We start from the raw sequence: 16,327 nt of genomic DNA on the forward strand, positions 1-16,327 counted from the left end.
TGAGATATAAAAAACCGGAGCCTTTCAGCTCCGGTTTTTTGTTCATTATGCCTGTTTCTTATTTGGCAAATTCAACTGCCGGCGGTGTGAGTTTTGGTGCCAGTGGTGCTTTTTTCAGCTCTTTGGCATCAAGGTCAAAGCTATTGATATCAATACCGCGCAGAACCTGATCATCATACATTTTGACGTAATAAGTATGGTTTTTCAGATCAGCAATTGTTGACCATTGGGTATATTCCAGCGGAATTTTCAGTTCTTTGGCAGTCTGAATCCAGCCCTTCGGAATATCGAAATTATTGAGAATGTGCTCGGTCAGACGCACACCTTCCGCACCGCTTGCCTGTTTTTCTACCGTCTGAACATAGGCGGTGGCGCGTACAAAGCGCGATGGCGGTGTTGAATCGCCCGGAATACCGAGCAGACCGGAACCCTGACCAAGCGGGGTGAAGGCCATGCCGCCGATTTTCAGCGTGTCGGCATTGAGCGGAGACATTTTCAGATAGTTTCGGAGATTGGTCAGGTGCCAGTCAAAGGACGGCGAGTTGGTCATGACACCAACCGGATTGTCATAAATTTTGAGTTTGCCATCAACCGGCTCAATCACAATGGAGGCACCGCTCGCATCATGAATGGTGTAGTGAAGCGGCGGAACAAAACCCATTTCCGGCTGCACAAGGTTGATAATGCTCATATCCTGAATAGCGGTTTTGACTTCTTCAACCGTCGCAAAATTGGTCAAAATCCAGCTCAGCACATCCCATGGTGCCAGCGATTTTTCTTTGTCGGTTTTAGTGCCATCCGCATAACCGGCAAATTCAGGAAAATATAGGACGCCGCCTGCAAGACCTTTTTCATTCATGCCGTCAACAAGCGTGGTTTCTCCCAGTGCATTCATGCCGATAGCGCCGTATTTGCCTTTCCAGCTCATGCCCGGTTTGCCATCCGCACCGGTGGTATGCAGCGTATAGGCGCGCGGAATAACCAATGCATTGGATTTCAGCTCAATGCCAAATTCCATAGTGCGGGCATAAATACCGCTGCCATCAGTGGTTGGCAGCAGGAAGCTTGTGCAGGCAGCCGCCGCATAAGGGGCTGAAACCGCAGCAATCACTGTGAGTGCTGTCGCTGATTTAAGCAATTTGCTCTTGAGGAAGTTCGGGAAACGCGCGTTCAAAAGTGTTCTCCTTCCAGAAAATAATCCAATCTTCTAACATGCAGTGTGTAAATCAGATATGAAGAAATCTATTGAAGAATTTGATTTAATCTTGATTTTATTTGCCGGATTTTACAAGATGTAAATATAAATATTGCTGATTTATTGTTTTAAAGTAAATACTTATTGAGGGGCAGCAAAAACATGAAGTGTTTATCAAGTAAGAGCGCTGCGCATGTTATATTAGCGGCATGTATAATTACTGTCAGTGTGATCAGTTGGCAGGCTATTGCGGCTGATATATTAACGCCGCAACCCGTCAGTAAATTTGATGAGCGGCGCTGGAGGGTGATAGTCAGTCCATATATTTGGGCGGCCTCACTGGATGGCCATGCGAATATTCTCGGGCGTCGAACAGATATTGATGTGCCTTTTTCGGATATTTTCAAAAATCTTGATTTCAGCGCTATGGGAAATATCGAAGTCACCAACGGGCTTTATGGTGTTTATTTTGACGGGCAATATACGAAAACCAGTCAGGATGAGCAGTTCCATTCTCAAACCTTGGGTGCAGATATCACCATGACGTCTTTGTCTGCCGGTGCTTTCTTCCGAGCCTATGAAATGCCGCTGGAGGGCGAGACTGTTTTTGGCGGGCAACGGGTCTTCGCAATTGAACCGACTGCCGGTGTGCGCTGGACCCAGCTCAAAGTCGATTTCATGCTGGATCGCTGGTCAGAGAAGCGGAAGCTGCAATGGACAGATCCGTTTATCGGAGCCCGTATTCAGGCTGATTTGAGCGATCGCTGGAATCTGTTTGCTGAGGCCGATATTGGCGGTTTTGGTGCAGGTACTGATTTGAGCGCTCAGGGGCAGGCTTATCTCGGTTACCGTACACATATCTTCAATCAGCCGGCTTTACTGCGCTTCGGCTATCGGGCGCTGTATCAGGATTATGAAGGCGGGGATATTCTCGGCCATAGCTTCAAGTGGAATGTCACGGAACATGGTCCGGTTGCCGGTATTTCATTGGTTTTCTGACGGAGCAGGAACCGGTTCATGAGTGCTATATGAAGAGTGTGAGCCGGACATATTCCGGCTAAATGCATTCCGCTGGTGGCTGTAAAATCTACAGTGGTCAGAATGTAATGTCAGCGGCGGGTTTGACGGTGATCGTAGCTTCACCCGCATCAAATCCGTCCAGCGTTTCAGTGTCCGCCGTCATGTGACCGTCAGCAATCAGTTTATAATCCGGCAGAACCTGCAGGTCTGCCGGATAGTATGAGCTTATTTTTTACGACGCAACAAAGTGCCGACACCGCCCAGCAGAAGGCCGATGCCTGCGCCGATCAAGCCAAAGCTCAGGGCATTGGAGCCGATATCGGACTGATTGGCCGAAGCTATAGACTGAGCCGCGCTGGCTGCACTTGAATTATTGGCCTTTGCATCCATCATTGCGACCATGCCTGGTTCATTGCATTTTGGCAGCAACGCATTTTTTGCTTCTTCGCTGTTCCCGTAAGTGTCGAGAATAATTTTCTCACAGCGCTGCTGATCGGCAGAGGATACTGCGCTGGTGCCTAACTGCATGTAAAGGCCGCCTGCAAGGGCGAGGGCGCCAACGATCGCAAGAACCATGGAGCGGGAGGAGGAATTTGCCTGAGCCATCAGGATTACCTTTTTAATATTATTATACGGGATAAAATCTGATTTCTGCCTGTGGTGCAGGCAGTTTTGCGAAACTGCGGTGTTAGCAGATAATTATTGTTAAGCAATAATAAGATTGCGCCCCTGACGTTTTGCCAAATACATTTTCTTGTCTGCTTCAAGTAATGCCCGCTCAGGATTGAAGGCTGTGTCACAAATAGTTAGCCCGATACTGGCGGTTATCCTGACATTCTCATTATTGGGTGCGACGATGCGTAAGGCACTGATCTTTTCACGCAGTTCTTCTGCATAATTATATATGTAATCGGGATGGGCATTTTTAATAAATACCCCGAATTCTTCGCCGCCCAATCTGCCGGTAATTGCCTTTTTCTCAGTCAGTCGTTTCAATAATTGTCCGAGACGCCGCAAGGCAGCATCACCGGTGGCATGGCCGTAAGTATCATTGATGGTTTTGAAGTAATCCAGATCAATAAACAGCAAACCTCCGGCTTGTCCGGTTTTGCTGAGTGCAAAAAACTCATCGAGAAATGTCGCGCGATTAAGGACGCCGGTCAGACTATCTTCTCTCGCGAGTTTCCGGAGCAATATATTGGCTTGTTCTAATGCATCTTTCGCTTTGAGTGCCTCATTCTTCGCAATTCTGAGCCGCTCGGAATTAAGATAATGAAGCGCAGACATCGGGATTGCTGTGGCCAGAGGGCATACAATCGTCATGACCAGTCCGGCACCTGCGAGCTGACCACCCATCATCGGCACAAAAATACTGGTTATCAGCAGTGTAAATGTGAGGGCGAGCACACCAGTCAAAACTGCTTTCGCTAAGATGCGCCAATAATTGATCATGATAAATGCTTCGGGACTTTAAAAATTGCAAAAAATTTTGACGCCGTCGTCTTATCACAGCGCGATAAATTGCAATAGTGAAACCATGCGGAAATCACTGTCATAAAAGCCGGATACGAATAATGAAGATATAGTGGGAGAGGGAGGCAGAAAAAAACTGAAATTCAGTGTCGTCAAAGAGACATTGAATGGCGATCCCGACTGGATTCGAACCAGTGACCGTCGGCTTAGAAGGCCGGTGCTCTATCCAGCTGAGCTACGGGACCGCAAATATCAGTCGCGGTGCTTAAATCAGTGAGTCCAAGGCTGCTGACGGTCGAAACGGAAATTATCCGTATAAGAGACCTTGCGGCGGTTGGCTTCTTTAGGCTCTTCAATGCGGTAAGGAATGCCGTATTTCTGCGCATAAGCGAGAGCCTCTTCAAGGCTTTCAAAGCTCATACGAATCTGGCTCTTCATATCGCGGGAAGATGTGTAACCCATCAGCGGTTCAATTTTGCGGGCAACTTCAGGCTCATATTCAAGAAACCAGGCTTCGGTTTTCGCTTTACCGGATTGCATGGCAGTCTTGGCTGGACGATAAATACGGGCAACCATATTCATATACCTCAGGGCACAAAAGCGACCGTCAAATTTCAGATTTGCTGGTCTGTTAAACGAGAGACAAAAATTACTATAAAAATCAGTATTTGTCATGGTCGGAGCGAGAGGATTCGAACCTCCGACCCCCTGATCCCAAATCAGGTGCGCTACCAGGCTGCGCTACGCTCCGTTATCCTCGAGGGACAAGACGTGTCTAGAATTTTCAGTGCAGAAGTGCAAGAGGCAAAACAACGGTTTTGACCGAAAATGCATGAATGTCACACTATAAAAGAGGGGACAAAAGCACTGTTTTGTCTCCTCTTTTGATGGGTTACGGTTTTTGCGGATGATTACACCGTGTTTTTAAACAAAAACCATTTCACTGAGGCAGGGCGATAGTGAGTCCCTGTTTCAGGTCGTTGATCAGATCCTGAGTATCTTCAAGACCGATTTGCAGGCGGATCACGGGGCCTTCAAAACTCTGTGCCGCAACGGTACGATCGCCGAGATAAACGTGAACCGCCAGACTTTCATAACCGCCCCATGAGTAGCCAAGGCCAAACAGCTGCAAATTGTCGAGCAATTTATGGGCTTCTGCTGCTCCACCGGAAGCAAGAACGATAGAGAAGACACCGCTGGCGCCTTTGAAGTCACGTTTCCACAAAGCATGATCCGGATGACTTTCCAGCGCCGGATGCAGAACACGGGCAACCTGTGGCTGCTGTTCCAGCCAGCGGGCAATGGTCAATGCACTTTGCTGGTGATGGTCGAGACGTAGACCCATAGTCCGCAAGCCACGTAAAATTTGATAGGCGTCATCGGAATTAACGCACATGCCAAGGGCGGTGTAGGATTCTTCCAGACGTTTCCAGCATTTTTCATTGGAAGAAATCATGCCGAACAGCACATCAGAATGGCCTGAAGGATATTTGGTGCCTGCATGAATACTGATATCAATGCCGAAATCCAGCGCTTTGAGGTATAGCGGTGTCGCCCAGGTATTATCCATCATGGTAATGATGTCATGTTCACGGGCAACCGCGACAATGGCCGGAATGTCCTGAATTTCAAATGTGTTGGAGCCCGGTGATTCTGTGAAAATAACACGGGTATTCGGGCGGATCAGACCAGCAATATCACCGGCGATATGCGGCGGATAATATTCAACTTCAATACCGAGGCGCTTCAGCATAGAGTCTGCAAAGCGGCGTGTCGGATTGTAAATTGTATCTACCAGCAAGACGTGATCGCCGGATTCAAGGAATGCAAGCAAAGGTACAGTCACTGCCGCAAGACCGGATGGTACCAGCAAAGTGCCTGCGGAACCTTCCAACTGGTCAATCGCCTGACATAAAGCATCGGTTGTCGGCGTGCCGTGCGTGCCGTAGGTGTATTTCTGGTTCTGTGATGCCATGGTTTCAGCATCTTTGAACAGCACAGTGGAAGCGCGTACGACCGGCGGGTTTACAAAACCATGAAATTCATAGGGATTATTGCCGCAATGCGCGAGCATTGTGTTGATACCTAAATTTCCTGCCGGTTTTCCTGATTTGACCATAAAAACGCCTCCTGCTGCTTGTTAGTCTGCACTTACATAAATGAGTCTCATATTTGCAGGCAGAAATACGGAAGCCTTTTGTTGAAAAACATTTATTTTTCAACACATTGTTTGATTCTGTATGCCTGTCTGATTGGAGATGAGACCGGATAACAGGACTAGAGCATAATCCTTGTTTTTTGCCGAGGGCTTTATTCTCCTTAAAACGCAAATCTGAGGCAGTAATTTCCAAGATGAAGAAATTACTGCCTCAGATTTGTATTCAAACTAACATCTTTGTTGTGAACGCGAGTGGTTGATGAGTTTAAAATACGAGATTTCAGAACTGAAAATGGCATGGCAGGCAGGTATTAAGCGCCGGAATTCTGAACAGGAAATTAGTGCTGAAACTAAGTTATGGCCAGTGGTTCTGACCGTTATAGTGCTTGTCACTCTCATGGGAGCGGTGGCCTTATTGCCTTTTGATGCTACGCTGTCGCGACAGGCCTTTGCATCGGACTGGCCTCCTTTCCTGATGCTGCGGGAAGTGACAAATCTCGTTTTAGCGACGCCTTATATTGCTCTTTCATTAGTCGTCATTATTGTGATGTTCGTTATGCGTAGCAGAGTAAGGATGCAGGAGGGCTTTCGCCTGAAGGTTCCTGAAATTCAGCACTATTATTGCCGTCTGGGTACAATAGCGCATCAAGCGATGTTTGCCATTGCGGCAATCCTAAGCGCGGGAATCATAGTCAATATCGTTAAATATATTGTCGGACGTCCGCGACCGCATCTTGTTGATACTATTGGGCCATTCGGCTTTAAGCCTTTTGACTTCACTTATCATTATGTGAGCTTTCCGTCGGGGCATGCCTGCACTGCAGCGGTTCTGGCTACATTGCTGGCTTTGTGGTTCCCGCGCTTTCGGATTGTTGCCTATGCAGGTTTGGCTCTGATTGCTGTGAGCCGTGTTTTTGTACAGGCACATTATCCGACCGATGTTCTCGTCGGTTTCACGATCGGTGCCGTCACGACTTTGATTCTGGCGCGTTTACTGGCGCAATGCGGCTTGCTGTTCCGCTTGGAACAGGGGCAGTTGTTTCCGGTTCTTAAAGCTAAAATCACCAGAAAAATCAAACAGGTCGTTGTTTAAGCAGGCCAATTAGCAAGCTCTGTTATTAGCACTATAGTCTGGTCTGAACACTTTTCCGTGTCTACGCTCTTGACCTGTCGAAAATAATAGCTTTCGATAGGAGGAGTTTATAGGCATCCGCCTTTGATCGAAGCGGATAGCGGGTTGAACTGACGGATGAATCCGCTCGGTTGAACCTGCTAAGACTGTTAGAATATCCGGCGTAATAATCTTTCGTACGGATGATACAGAATGCAAAATTGATTTTTGAATGCTGATTATAAGTTTAACGATAAAGAGGGTGAGCATCATATGAGAAAGTCAACTTTCCTCAAACTGGCCGGTCTGGCTGCTTTGACCTTTACCACCTCTGTAGCAGTTGCCGGCACATTGGATGATGTGAAGAAAAAAGGCTTTGTGCAATGCGGAACCAATACCGGTCTTCCGGGCTTCGCGGCACCGAATGATAAAGGTGAGTGGTCCGGCTTTGACGTGGATTATTGCCGTGCAGTGGCTTCGGCGATTTTTGGCGATAAAACCAAGGCTAAATTTACACCGTTGAATGCGAAAGAGCGCTTTACCGCGCTGCAATCCGGTGAAATTGATATTCTCATCCGCAATACCACATGGACGATCAGCCGTGATACGTCTTTGGGCTTGGAATTTGCCGGTGTGAACTACTATGACGGCCAGGGTTTTATGGTCAATAGTAAGAAGCTTCCGGATATTAAATCAGCATTGCAGCTCTCCGGCGCATCAATTTGTGTGCAGGCGGGTACAACAACTGAAATGAATATGGCCGATTATTTCAAGGCCAATAAGATGGAATATAATCCGGTGGTCTTCGAGAAAATCGAAGAGGCGAATGCCGCTTATGACAGCGGCCGCTGCGATGCTTACACCACCGATCAGTCCAGCCTTTATGGCGTGCGTCTGTCGCTTGCCAATCCGGATGACCACATGGTTCTGCCGGAAATCATTTCCAAAGAGCCGTTTGGTATCGTTGTCCGTCAGGGCGATGCTCAGTGGGCCGATGTCGCGCGCTGGGTGCATAATGCGCTGCTTAATGCAGAAGAAGCCGGTATTACACAGGCCAATGTCGAGGAAATGAAGAAGTCGGATTCTCCGGAAATCAAACGTCTTCTGGGAACCGAGGCTGAAACCAAGATCGGTATTGATCTCGGGCTTGAAAATGACTGGGTTGTGAAGATCATCAAGAATGTCGGCAATTACGGCGAGATTTTTGAACGCAATATCGGTACAGGCAGCCCGCTGAAAATTGCACGCGGTATCAATGCTTTGTGGACCAAAGGCGGTCTGCAGTACGGTATTCCGATCCGCTGATATCTTAACATTATTTGAAAATGTACCTGCATCACAATGTGTGATGCAGGGCAGTCCTTTGTACCTGAATTTATTATATTTTATCGTTTTAATTTAAATCGCATGAATCTGTCGGCACCTGTTGGCATGATGAAAGTTGAAAAGCATATAGCGAAGCCGTGACACGGTTTTCGGTAAACAGCGTGAAATATGAATAGGCTGAAGAATTGTGCCGCACTGACCGGCACCAGCCCGCATGACCGTAGTCCCTGTTTTATATTTATAATTTTATAATCCGGCTGCAGACGAAAACTACAGGGGACATTTCATACATCGGTCAATGTCTGACAGCCGAAAATGAGGTGCGCATGACAGATCAAAGCGCCGTAACCGGCAAACAACAGCAACCGCAGGTCGCTCTCCTGAATAATCCGAAAATTCGCGGATTGTTTTATCAGGCTGTTGTTTTCATTTCAGTTTTTGCTTTGGTTTATTGGATAATAGGAAATACGGCTGCAAATCTGCAGCGATTGAATATTGCATCAGGCTTTGGATTTTTGAACAGCCGTGCAGGCTTTGACGTTAGTCAAACCTTGATCAGCTATGATGCTGATTCAAAATATGCCAGAGCTTTTCTGGTCGGCCTGCTCAATACGCTTTATGTTGCTATCTTAGGGATTATCACTGCTTCCATCATCGGCTTTCTGGTTGGTATCGGGCGACTTTCCGGCAATTGGCTGATTGCTAAAATCTGCACGATTTATGTGGAGATTTTTCGTAATATCCCGCCGTTGTTGGTGATTTTCTTCTGGTATTTCGGTGTATTGTCCGTTCTGCCGGATGTACGCGGCAGTTATGCATTGCCATTCGATACTTATCTGAACAAGCGCGGCTTTTTCTTTCCTGCAATGATTTGGGGGGAGAAAGCATGGCTCACTTTAGCGGCATTCATTGTCGCTGTGATTGCCGTCTTTATCATGCATCGTTGGGCGCGTTTGCGTCAGGCCAAGACAGGACAGATATTTCCGTTCTGGCGTGTCACTATTGCAATCCTGGTAGGATTACCGGCACTCACCTTTGGCATAACAGGCATGCCGGTTAGCTTTGATTTTCCAAAACTCGGCTCTTTTAATCTGACCGGGGGAGCGCAGGTAAAACCGGAATTTCTGGCGCTTTATCTGGCGCTGTCATTCTACACGGCATCATTTATTGCCGAGACTGTGCGTGGCGGGATTAAAGGCGTCAATAAAGGTCAGTCAGAGGCCGCCGCAGCATTGGGCTTGCGCAGACCTCAGGCTATGCGGCTTGTTGTGGTGCCACAAGCGCTGCGGATTATCATTCCGCCACTTTCCAGCCAGTATCTTAACCTGACCAAAAACTCATCTCTGGCGATCGCCATTGGCTATCCGGATTTGATGGCGGTTGGTGGTACCGTCCTCAATCAGACAGGGCAGGCGGTGGAAGTCGTCGCGATCTGGATGGCTGTCTATCTTGGGATCAGTCTGGTTACATCGGGTTTTATGAACTGGTTTAATGCAAAAATGGCATTGGTGGAGCGGTAAGATGACAGATTCAAACTACCAATATATTCGCCAGAAAATGGTGGAACCGATGCCTGCACCAGCCAGTGAAAAAGGGATTGCATCCTGGTTAAAGGAAAATCTGTTTTCGGGCCCGAAAGACACTGTTTTAACAGTTATGGGAATATCGCTGATCGTCTGGTTCTTACCGGGGCTGATCAACTGGCTTTTCGTTAATGCTGTCTGGGTTGGTACAGATCGCACATTCTGCACGACAACAGTACAGGGCGGTTTGCAACCGGAAGGTTGGTCTGGTGCTTGCTGGGCATTTGTCGATTCTAAAATTCAGCAATTTCTCTACGGGCGCTATCCGGTTGATGAACGCTGGCGCGTGCAATTAGTAACGCTGGTTTTTGTGATCCTGCTGGTGCCGATGCTGATCGGAAAACTGCCTTATAAAAAACTGAATGCATTTTTGCTGTTTATCGCTTTTCCGGTTTTTACCTATTTTCTGCTGGTTGGCGGTTCTTTCGGCCTGCGCTATGTCGAAACCTCGCTCTGGGGCGGTTTGCTGGTGACAATGATCCTGTCCTTGGTCGGTATCAGCGTATCATTGCCGATGGGAATTTTACTGGCTTTAGGGCGTCGTTCTAATATGCCGGTGATCAAGGCATTCTGTGTGATCTTTATTGAGATCATTCGTGGTGTGCCGCTGGTCGCATTGCTGTTCATGGCCAGTGTGATGTTGCCGCTGTTTATGCCGCCCGGCACTAATTTCGATAAGTTCTTGCGTGCGCTGGTCGGTGTGTCACTGTTTGCTTCAGCCTATATGGCGGAGGTGATCCGCGGCGGATTGCAGGCCATTCCGTCAGGGCAGTATGAGGGAGCGGATTCGCTCGGACTGAGCTACTGGCAAAAAACTTTGTTCATTATCATCCCGCAAACGCTGAAAATTGCGCTTCCGGGGATTGTGAACACGTTTATCGGCTTGTTCAAAGACACAAGTCTTGTTTACATTATTGGTATGTTCGACCTGCTTGGAATCGTCAGGCAGAATTTTTCGGATGCCACTTGGGCAACACCGCAGACACCGGCGACGGGTCTTGTTTTTGCCGGATTTGTATTCTGGATTTTCTGTTTCTGTATGTCGCGTTATTCGCTATATATGGAAAGAAGGCTGGATACGGGCCATCGGTAAACCGTTGCAGAAACCGGGATGGGGTTCTGCAAGGCTGCACGAATACGGAGATGGCTTTGCTCGCTTGAGCAGGGTCTTGCAATTGGGAAATCATCCGCCTGTAACAGGCCGATGATCAGTGAGGGAATAAAGAATGAGCATGCAATCGGGCGCTTTGCTGAAGCCGACGATGGAAGAAACGGGAGCAATCATGGAAGTATCCAAAACCGATGTCGCAGTCGATATTGTCGGAATGCATAAATGGTATGGTGAATTCCATGTGTTGCGCGACGTTAATCTGCGCGTGATGCGCGGTGAGCGTATTGTTGTTGCAGGGCCATCCGGCTCCGGCAAATCAACTATGATCCGCTGCATTAACCGCCTTGAAGAGCATCAGAAAGGCCAGATCATTGTGGACGGCAAAGAGCTGACCAATGATCTGAAAAAGATTGATGAAGTGCGCCGCGAAGTAGGTATGGTGTTCCAGCATTTCAATCTGTTCCCGCATCTGACAATTCTGGAAAATTGCACACTCGCGCCGATCTGGGTTCGCAAAATGCCGAAGAAACAGGCAGAAGAAATTGCGATGCACTATCTGGAACGCGTGAAGATTCCGGAACAGGCCAATAAATATCCGGGTCAGCTTTCCGGTGGTCAGCAGCAGCGTGTGGCGATTGCCCGCTCGCTGTGCATGAAGCCGCGCATTATGCTGTTCGACGAGCCGACCTCTGCGCTTGATCCTGAAATGGTCAAGGAAGTGCTGGATACGATGGTTGGTCTTGCTGAAGAAGGTATGACCATGATCTGCGTAACCCATGAGATGGGCTTTGCACGTCAGGTTGCCAACCGTGTGATCTTTATGGATCAGGGGCAGATTGTTGAGCAGAATTCGCCAGCCGAATTCTTCGACAATCCGCAGCACGAGCGTACCAAGCTGTTCCTCAGCCAGATCCTGCACTAATTTTCAGAAACATATTAAAACACCCGCAATTTTCATTGCGGGTGTTTTTTATTATCTATTCGTCATGCGGGCCTTCGCAAAACTGGATACGATTGCCGAAAGGATCAATCACAGCCAGAACCCGACCCCATGACTGTGTTTCGATGCCGGGTCGTAAAAAACGATATTTGCGGCTGCTGATTTCCTGATGCAGACTATCAATCCCCTGCATACGCACAAAAATATTGGCGCCGGGGCTGCCGTCACCATGATGTTCACTGAGATGCAACACCAGATTGCCGCGCGAAACCTGCATGTAAAGCGGCATATTCTCTGCAAAACGGTGTTCCCAGTCACATTGAAAGCCAAGATAGTCGAGATAAAATTCTTTGGCTTTATCAATGTCGAAGATTCGGAAAATCGGGCAGACCTGTTCAAACTGAACGGATTTCATGAAGTTTTCTCCGGTGTGTTTCGCGACGGATTATAAATCTTGTCTATAAAATTCATATTAAAAAGATAGCTGAATTCAGGAGAGAGAATTTGCAACATCAGTGGCTGGAGCGGCTGGAGCAAAAACATCATCAGAGTTTGTATGCGCTCTATTCGAAGGAATGGTGGACGCAGAACCGCTCTTATGAAGATGTGATCAATATGCTCGCGCATTGCGATGTGATTATCGCTTGTTGTGATACGCAGCATCGTGTGCTTGGCTTTGCCCGTGTACTGACGGACTATACATTTAAAGCGCTGATTTTTGACGTGATCATTGATGAAACCGCGCGCGGGCAGGGACTTGGTCAGGAAATAATCTCACGCATTATCCGGCACCCTGATCTGCAAAAAGTTCAGAGCTTTGAACTCTACTGCCCTGAACGGTTAATTCCGTTTTATGAAAAACAGGGCTTTGTCAGAGGTTCTTCCTGTCTGATGTTTCAGCAACCATAATCACGTTCAGAGCTTTTGCATCAGCTCAATGCGGTTGCCAAACGGGTCATTGATATAGGCACGGAGATAGCCGATCAGTGGCTCATCCTCGGTCGCTTCTACCTGATGCTGCGCGAGCATAGTCAAAAATGCAGCCAGATCATCGACCAGAAAAGCCGGATGTGCTTTTTGTGCGGGGGCAAAGCCGCGCTCAACACCCAGATGCACTTTGACAGTTCCCAATTCAAACCAGCATCCGCCGCGCTCGATAAGATTATCCGGTTTTGTCACTTCACCCATACCTAAAATCTGTGCGTAAAATGCACGGGCTTTATCTTCACCACCCGCAGGCATAGCAAGCTGAATATGATCCAGTCCGAGTATCGGCATAGTGCTCTCCTCTTTTTCAGGCAGGCAAAACCACTTGTGTCAGCACATAGTTCTCATGGCGCTCACCCGGCAGTTCAAACCAGATTGTGCCTTGCCTTTGGAAACCTTGTTGCTTGTAGAAGTTTAATGCAGGGTAATTATCATGCAAGACGGAAAGCCAGATATGGCTGACATTTCTGGCAATGACGGCCTCTCTGGCCTGCTGCATGAGGGCGGAGCCAATGCCATTTCCGCTATGTCGGGCTCTGACATAAAGCGTGCTGATCTCTGTGGCTGTTGTCAACGCATCCAAGCTTTCAGGCAACGCAGCTTGATAATCAATGACAATATAGCCGAGCAGATGGTCATCCTGTTCCGCAAGAATGATCTGCTTTGCACCTTCCGTGATGATCTGCTCAAAATAGAGCGGCGTAAAACGCTGCAAAACATAATCTGCAAAAACATCACTGATGCCTGCTTTGGCATAGGTACTCAGCCAAACCTCAATGGAAAGAGCTGCAAGTCTTAGCGCGTCGGTGGCCTTCGCGTCACGGTAAATTATCAAATCCGGCCTCCCGCCCAAATTCGTATATTTTCTTGCATTATGCTGAAACTGCCGCAAGTTTAAATAAAAAGTATTAGCGCGCTAAAATCGAGGATCGCTCTGATGCGGTCAATTAAAGGAGGAGAGAAAAATGAGCAGGCAGATTTTTGTCAATTTCCCCGTCAGCAATCTCGCACAGGCGACAGCGTTCTATGAAGCTGTCGGGGCGCAAAAGAACCCGATGTTCAGCGATGACACGGCATCCTGCATGGTTTTCACGGACATAATTTATGTCATGCTGCTGACCCATGAGAAATTCCGCCAGTTCACGCCGAAAAGCATCGCGGATGCCCGTGCAGTGAGCGAGGTTCTGGTCTGTATTTCTGCTGCTGAGAAACAGGAAGTTGATGACTTCATTAATAAAGCAATCGCTGCAGGCGGGCGGGGAGATCCGTCACCGGTGCAGGATTATGGCTTTATGTATGGCCGCAGTTTTGAAGATCCCGACGGCCATATCTGGGAAGTGATGTGGATGGATATGGAAGCTGCCAAACAGGCTATGCCGCAGGGATAAAACGATGTTTCAGGCCGTAATATCCGCTGCATCATATTGGTAGAGCCAATCGAGATCGCGCAGGAAATCGTCCGGCTTACGCAGTTTGAACATGATATTGCGGCCAAGAGCAACGGGCCCGCTGGCGTGATAGGCAAAGCGATTGAGCTTGCCGCGACGGGCAACCTTGGCAATCCGTGCCAACCGCTGCTTTTCAAAGGCGGCGAGGGCAGCGCTATGGTCGCTTTGTTCCGGTGACAGATGGGCGGCCAGAGAGGCAGCATCTTCAATGGCCATTGCCGCGCCCTGCGCTGCAAAGGGTGTCATGGCATGGGAGGCATCGCCAAGCAGGATCAGGCGCTTGTCTATAACAAGCTTCGGCTCCGGCATTTCAAACATCGGCCAGAATGTCCATTGCGGTGCGGCTTGCAGCACATCGCCGACAGCTTGCGACCAGCCGCTGAAGCTACGGATCAGCGCTGCGCTGTCGCCTTTCATATCCCAGCTGGTGCCGATATCTTCACCATCGGTAATGGCAACAAAATTATAGGCTTTACCGTTTTTAATCGGATAGGCAATCAGGTGGGCGCCTTGACCAAGCCATGCGGAAACGCTGAGCTGATCTTTCAGTGCCGAGAGGAAGCTCTGCGGAACCTGCTCAATCGGCAGGGTGGTGCGCCATGCAATATGGTCGGTAAACCGTGCCCGGCTTTCGTCCGCCGGTTTGTTTTGCTGATTGATACCGGCGCGCTGGGCAGACCAGACACCATCGCAACCGAGCAGCAATTGCCCGCTATAATCGCTGATCTGGTCATTATGATCGACACGGATCGTCACCTTGTCGGCAGCAATATGATGCGACAGCACATTCGCGCCAAGGTGGAGAGTAATATTCGGATGCGCACGAACAGCCTTGAGCAGTGCAGCCTGCAAATCTGCACGATGGCAGGTAATGTAAGGTGCATTCCAGCGCTGTGCAGCCTGGCTCCCAAGTTCCATGCGGATCAGTGGTTGCGCTTTTACGCCGTCCATCAGATACAGCGCTTCAGGGCTGACGGCCTGTGGCAGCAGATCATCCATCACACCCAGACGCTCAAGCAGACGGGTGGCATTTGGTGCGAGCTGCAATCCGGCACCCACTTCAGAAAGAGCAGGTGCTTTTTCCATCATCAAAACAGAAAAGCCACGGTCAGCAAGTGCCAGAGCCGTGGTCATACCGGCAAGGCCGGCACCGGAAATGAGAATACGCTGATCGTTCTGATTTTGCATGGCGCCCTCAAACTAATAAAGCATGAGCCGGAACTGTCTGAACGGAAAAACCGATCCGGCGAACAATTCCCGCTCTGATCTTTGCAGTCATACGAGCCGGAAAAATAGATCAGCAGACTATGCCGCACTATGATTCCGGTTCATATTCAAAGGTGAAAACGGGGCGCTTTTTCACAACGGCTAGAGCGCCGTACGCCCACTTGGACGCACAAAACTCGCTCTAAAACTTTATATTTACAGCATAATTTTACCTTAAACTGATCCAGGTTTAAGGAATTATGCTGTAAGCGGATTTATTCCGCTGCTGCAACCACAGGGTCACTATATGTGCAACCGGCAGGCACAGTCTGCTCTGCGCCAAGCGATGCATCGTGACGATAAAGGGTTGAGCAATAAGGGCAGACAACTTCTTCTTCATCGCCCATATCAAGGAAGACATGCGGGTGGTCGAATGGTGGATTAGCGCCAACGCACATGAATTCTTTAACGCCGATGCTGATGGCATTGTGACCAGCATCGTTCTGGAAATGAGGAATAATATGATCTGACATGGGACAACTCCAGTGATTGCATCACCTTATAACATCAAAGCGCAGAGCGGAATCACTCCTTGCCTTCATGTGGTAACAACAAAGCGTGAGAGTGATAGCGGAAATAACCTTAATCCGGCACCGCTCAGACGCATAAATTTGCTCTGATGTATCGCGAATAGAGCAGGAGCGGAAGTGTTTTTTATCGTTTCCGCTTTAATCTCCGCTTTGTTAAGAATTTGTCATGCAGAATACAC

Annotated in this window: 18 protein-coding genes, 2 tRNA genes and 1 pseudogene; 8 read left to right on the forward strand and 13 right to left on the reverse strand. The window is 48.5% G+C overall.

All coding sequences use genetic code 11. The features are described 5' to 3' along the window. Window positions 1–58 precede the first annotated feature (58 nt). The gene (locus DFR47_RS02335; RefSeq protein WP_113942784.1) at window positions 59–1,174 is read right to left on the reverse strand and encodes a linear amide C-N hydrolase; all 1,116 of its coding nucleotides are present in this window, start codon (window positions 1,172–1,174) and stop codon (window positions 59–61) included. Window positions 1,175–1,357: 183 nt separating this feature from the next. Between DFR47_RS02335 and DFR47_RS02340 the strand changes: the two genes are divergently transcribed. Then, window positions 1,358–2,194, forward strand: coding sequence for a hypothetical protein (locus tag DFR47_RS02340; RefSeq protein WP_113942785.1), 837 nt, complete (start codon window positions 1,358–1,360; stop codon window positions 2,192–2,194). Between the two features lie 97 nt (window positions 2,195–2,291). On the opposite strand, the pseudogene DFR47_RS22320 reads toward DFR47_RS02340, so the two are convergent. The 7 genes and pseudogenes from DFR47_RS22320 to DFR47_RS02370 all read right to left on the reverse strand — a co-directional run. Then, window positions 2,292–2,405, reverse strand: a pseudogene (locus tag DFR47_RS22320) (cysteine hydrolase); the annotation flags it as partial. A 35-nt stretch (window positions 2,406–2,440) separates the two neighbouring features. Further along, on the reverse strand, window positions 2,441–2,821 hold the full coding sequence (locus DFR47_RS02345; RefSeq protein WP_113942786.1) for a hypothetical protein: 381 nt from the start codon (window positions 2,819–2,821) through the stop codon (window positions 2,441–2,443). A gap of 99 nt (window positions 2,822–2,920) precedes the next feature. Then, window positions 2,921–3,667, reverse strand: a complete 747-nt coding sequence (locus DFR47_RS02350) for a GGDEF domain-containing protein (protein WP_113942787.1) — start codon at window positions 3,665–3,667, stop codon at window positions 2,921–2,923. A gap of 189 nt (window positions 3,668–3,856) precedes the next feature. Then, window positions 3,857–3,933, reverse strand: a tRNA-Arg gene (locus tag DFR47_RS02355). 25 nt (window positions 3,934–3,958) lie between these two features. Then, entirely contained in the window at window positions 3,959–4,264 is a 306-nt protein-coding gene (locus DFR47_RS02360; RefSeq protein WP_170137425.1) for an ETC complex I subunit, read from the reverse strand. A gap of 98 nt (window positions 4,265–4,362) precedes the next feature. After that, window positions 4,363–4,439, reverse strand: a tRNA-Pro gene (locus DFR47_RS02365). Window positions 4,440–4,628: 189 nt separating this feature from the next. Next, window positions 4,629–5,807 carry a cystathionine beta-lyase gene (locus DFR47_RS02370; RefSeq protein ID WP_113942789.1) on the reverse strand — a complete coding sequence of 393 codons (1,179 nt, stop codon included), beginning with the start codon at window positions 5,805–5,807 and terminating at the stop codon, window positions 4,629–4,631. 298 nt (window positions 5,808–6,105) lie between these two features. On the opposite strand from DFR47_RS02370, the gene DFR47_RS02375 reads away from it, so the two are divergent. The 5 genes from DFR47_RS02375 (at window position 6,106) to DFR47_RS02395 (ending at window position 11,899) form a co-directional block, all read left to right on the forward strand. Continuing rightward, the gene (locus tag DFR47_RS02375) at window positions 6,106–6,939 is read left to right on the forward strand and encodes a phosphatase PAP2 family protein (protein ID WP_113942790.1); all 834 of its coding nucleotides are present in this window, start codon (window positions 6,106–6,108) and stop codon (window positions 6,937–6,939) included. Window positions 6,940–7,230: 291 nt separating this feature from the next. Further along, entirely contained in the window at window positions 7,231–8,262 is a 1,032-nt protein-coding gene (locus DFR47_RS02380; RefSeq protein ID WP_113943196.1) for an amino acid ABC transporter substrate-binding protein, read from the forward strand. Between the two features lie 347 nt (window positions 8,263–8,609). Then, window positions 8,610–9,803, forward strand: coding sequence for an amino acid ABC transporter permease (locus DFR47_RS02385; protein WP_113942791.1), 1,194 nt, complete (start codon window positions 8,610–8,612; stop codon window positions 9,801–9,803). A gap of 1 nt (window position 9,804) precedes the next feature. Then, complete coding sequence (locus tag DFR47_RS02390; RefSeq protein WP_113942792.1) at window positions 9,805–10,959, forward strand: amino acid ABC transporter permease; 1,155 nt, start codon at window positions 9,805–9,807, stop codon at window positions 10,957–10,959. Between the two features lie 169 nt (window positions 10,960–11,128). Continuing rightward, window positions 11,129–11,899, forward strand: coding sequence for an amino acid ABC transporter ATP-binding protein (locus DFR47_RS02395; protein ID WP_272906686.1), 771 nt, complete (start codon window positions 11,129–11,131; stop codon window positions 11,897–11,899). A 55-nt stretch (window positions 11,900–11,954) separates the two neighbouring features. On the opposite strand, the gene DFR47_RS02400 is transcribed toward DFR47_RS02395, so the two are convergent. After that, window positions 11,955–12,332: a glyoxalase superfamily protein gene (locus tag DFR47_RS02400; protein ID WP_113942793.1), complete on the reverse strand. Its 378-nt coding sequence runs from the start codon at window positions 12,330–12,332 to the stop codon at window positions 11,955–11,957. Window positions 12,333–12,421: 89 nt separating this feature from the next. Here DFR47_RS02400 and DFR47_RS02405 point away from each other — a divergent pair, with 89 nt between their 5' ends. Continuing rightward, window positions 12,422–12,826: a GNAT family N-acetyltransferase gene (locus DFR47_RS02405; RefSeq protein WP_113942794.1), complete on the forward strand. Its 405-nt coding sequence runs from the start codon at window positions 12,422–12,424 to the stop codon at window positions 12,824–12,826. Between the two features lie 6 nt (window positions 12,827–12,832). On the opposite strand, the gene DFR47_RS02410 is transcribed toward DFR47_RS02405, so the two are convergent. Continuing rightward, on the reverse strand, window positions 12,833–13,195 hold the full coding sequence (locus DFR47_RS02410; protein ID WP_113942795.1) for a VOC family protein: 363 nt from the start codon (window positions 13,193–13,195) through the stop codon (window positions 12,833–12,835). Between the two features lie 16 nt (window positions 13,196–13,211). Then, a complete protein-coding gene (locus DFR47_RS02415) occupies window positions 13,212–13,739 on the reverse strand; it encodes a GNAT family N-acetyltransferase (protein ID WP_170137426.1) in 528 nt (175 codons plus the stop codon). A gap of 130 nt (window positions 13,740–13,869) precedes the next feature. On the opposite strand from DFR47_RS02415, the gene DFR47_RS02420 reads away from it, so the two are divergent. Beyond that, window positions 13,870–14,292: a VOC family protein gene (locus DFR47_RS02420; RefSeq protein WP_113942797.1), complete on the forward strand. Its 423-nt coding sequence runs from the start codon at window positions 13,870–13,872 to the stop codon at window positions 14,290–14,292. 9 nt (window positions 14,293–14,301) lie between these two features. Here DFR47_RS02420 and DFR47_RS02425 read toward each other — a convergent pair whose 3' ends face one another. Then, window positions 14,302–15,540: an FAD-dependent monooxygenase gene (locus DFR47_RS02425; protein ID WP_113942798.1), complete on the reverse strand. Its 1,239-nt coding sequence runs from the start codon at window positions 15,538–15,540 to the stop codon at window positions 14,302–14,304. Window positions 15,541–15,833: 293 nt separating this feature from the next. Further along, the gene (locus tag DFR47_RS02430; RefSeq protein WP_113942799.1) at window positions 15,834–16,091 is read right to left on the reverse strand and encodes a zinc-finger domain-containing protein; all 258 of its coding nucleotides are present in this window, start codon (window positions 16,089–16,091) and stop codon (window positions 15,834–15,836) included. Window positions 16,092–16,327: the final 236 nt, after the last annotated feature.

It is taken from the genome of Pseudochrobactrum asaccharolyticum, from assembly GCF_003314995.1.
GTDB classification, from domain to species: domain Bacteria; phylum Pseudomonadota; class Alphaproteobacteria; order Rhizobiales; family Rhizobiaceae; genus Pseudochrobactrum; species Pseudochrobactrum asaccharolyticum.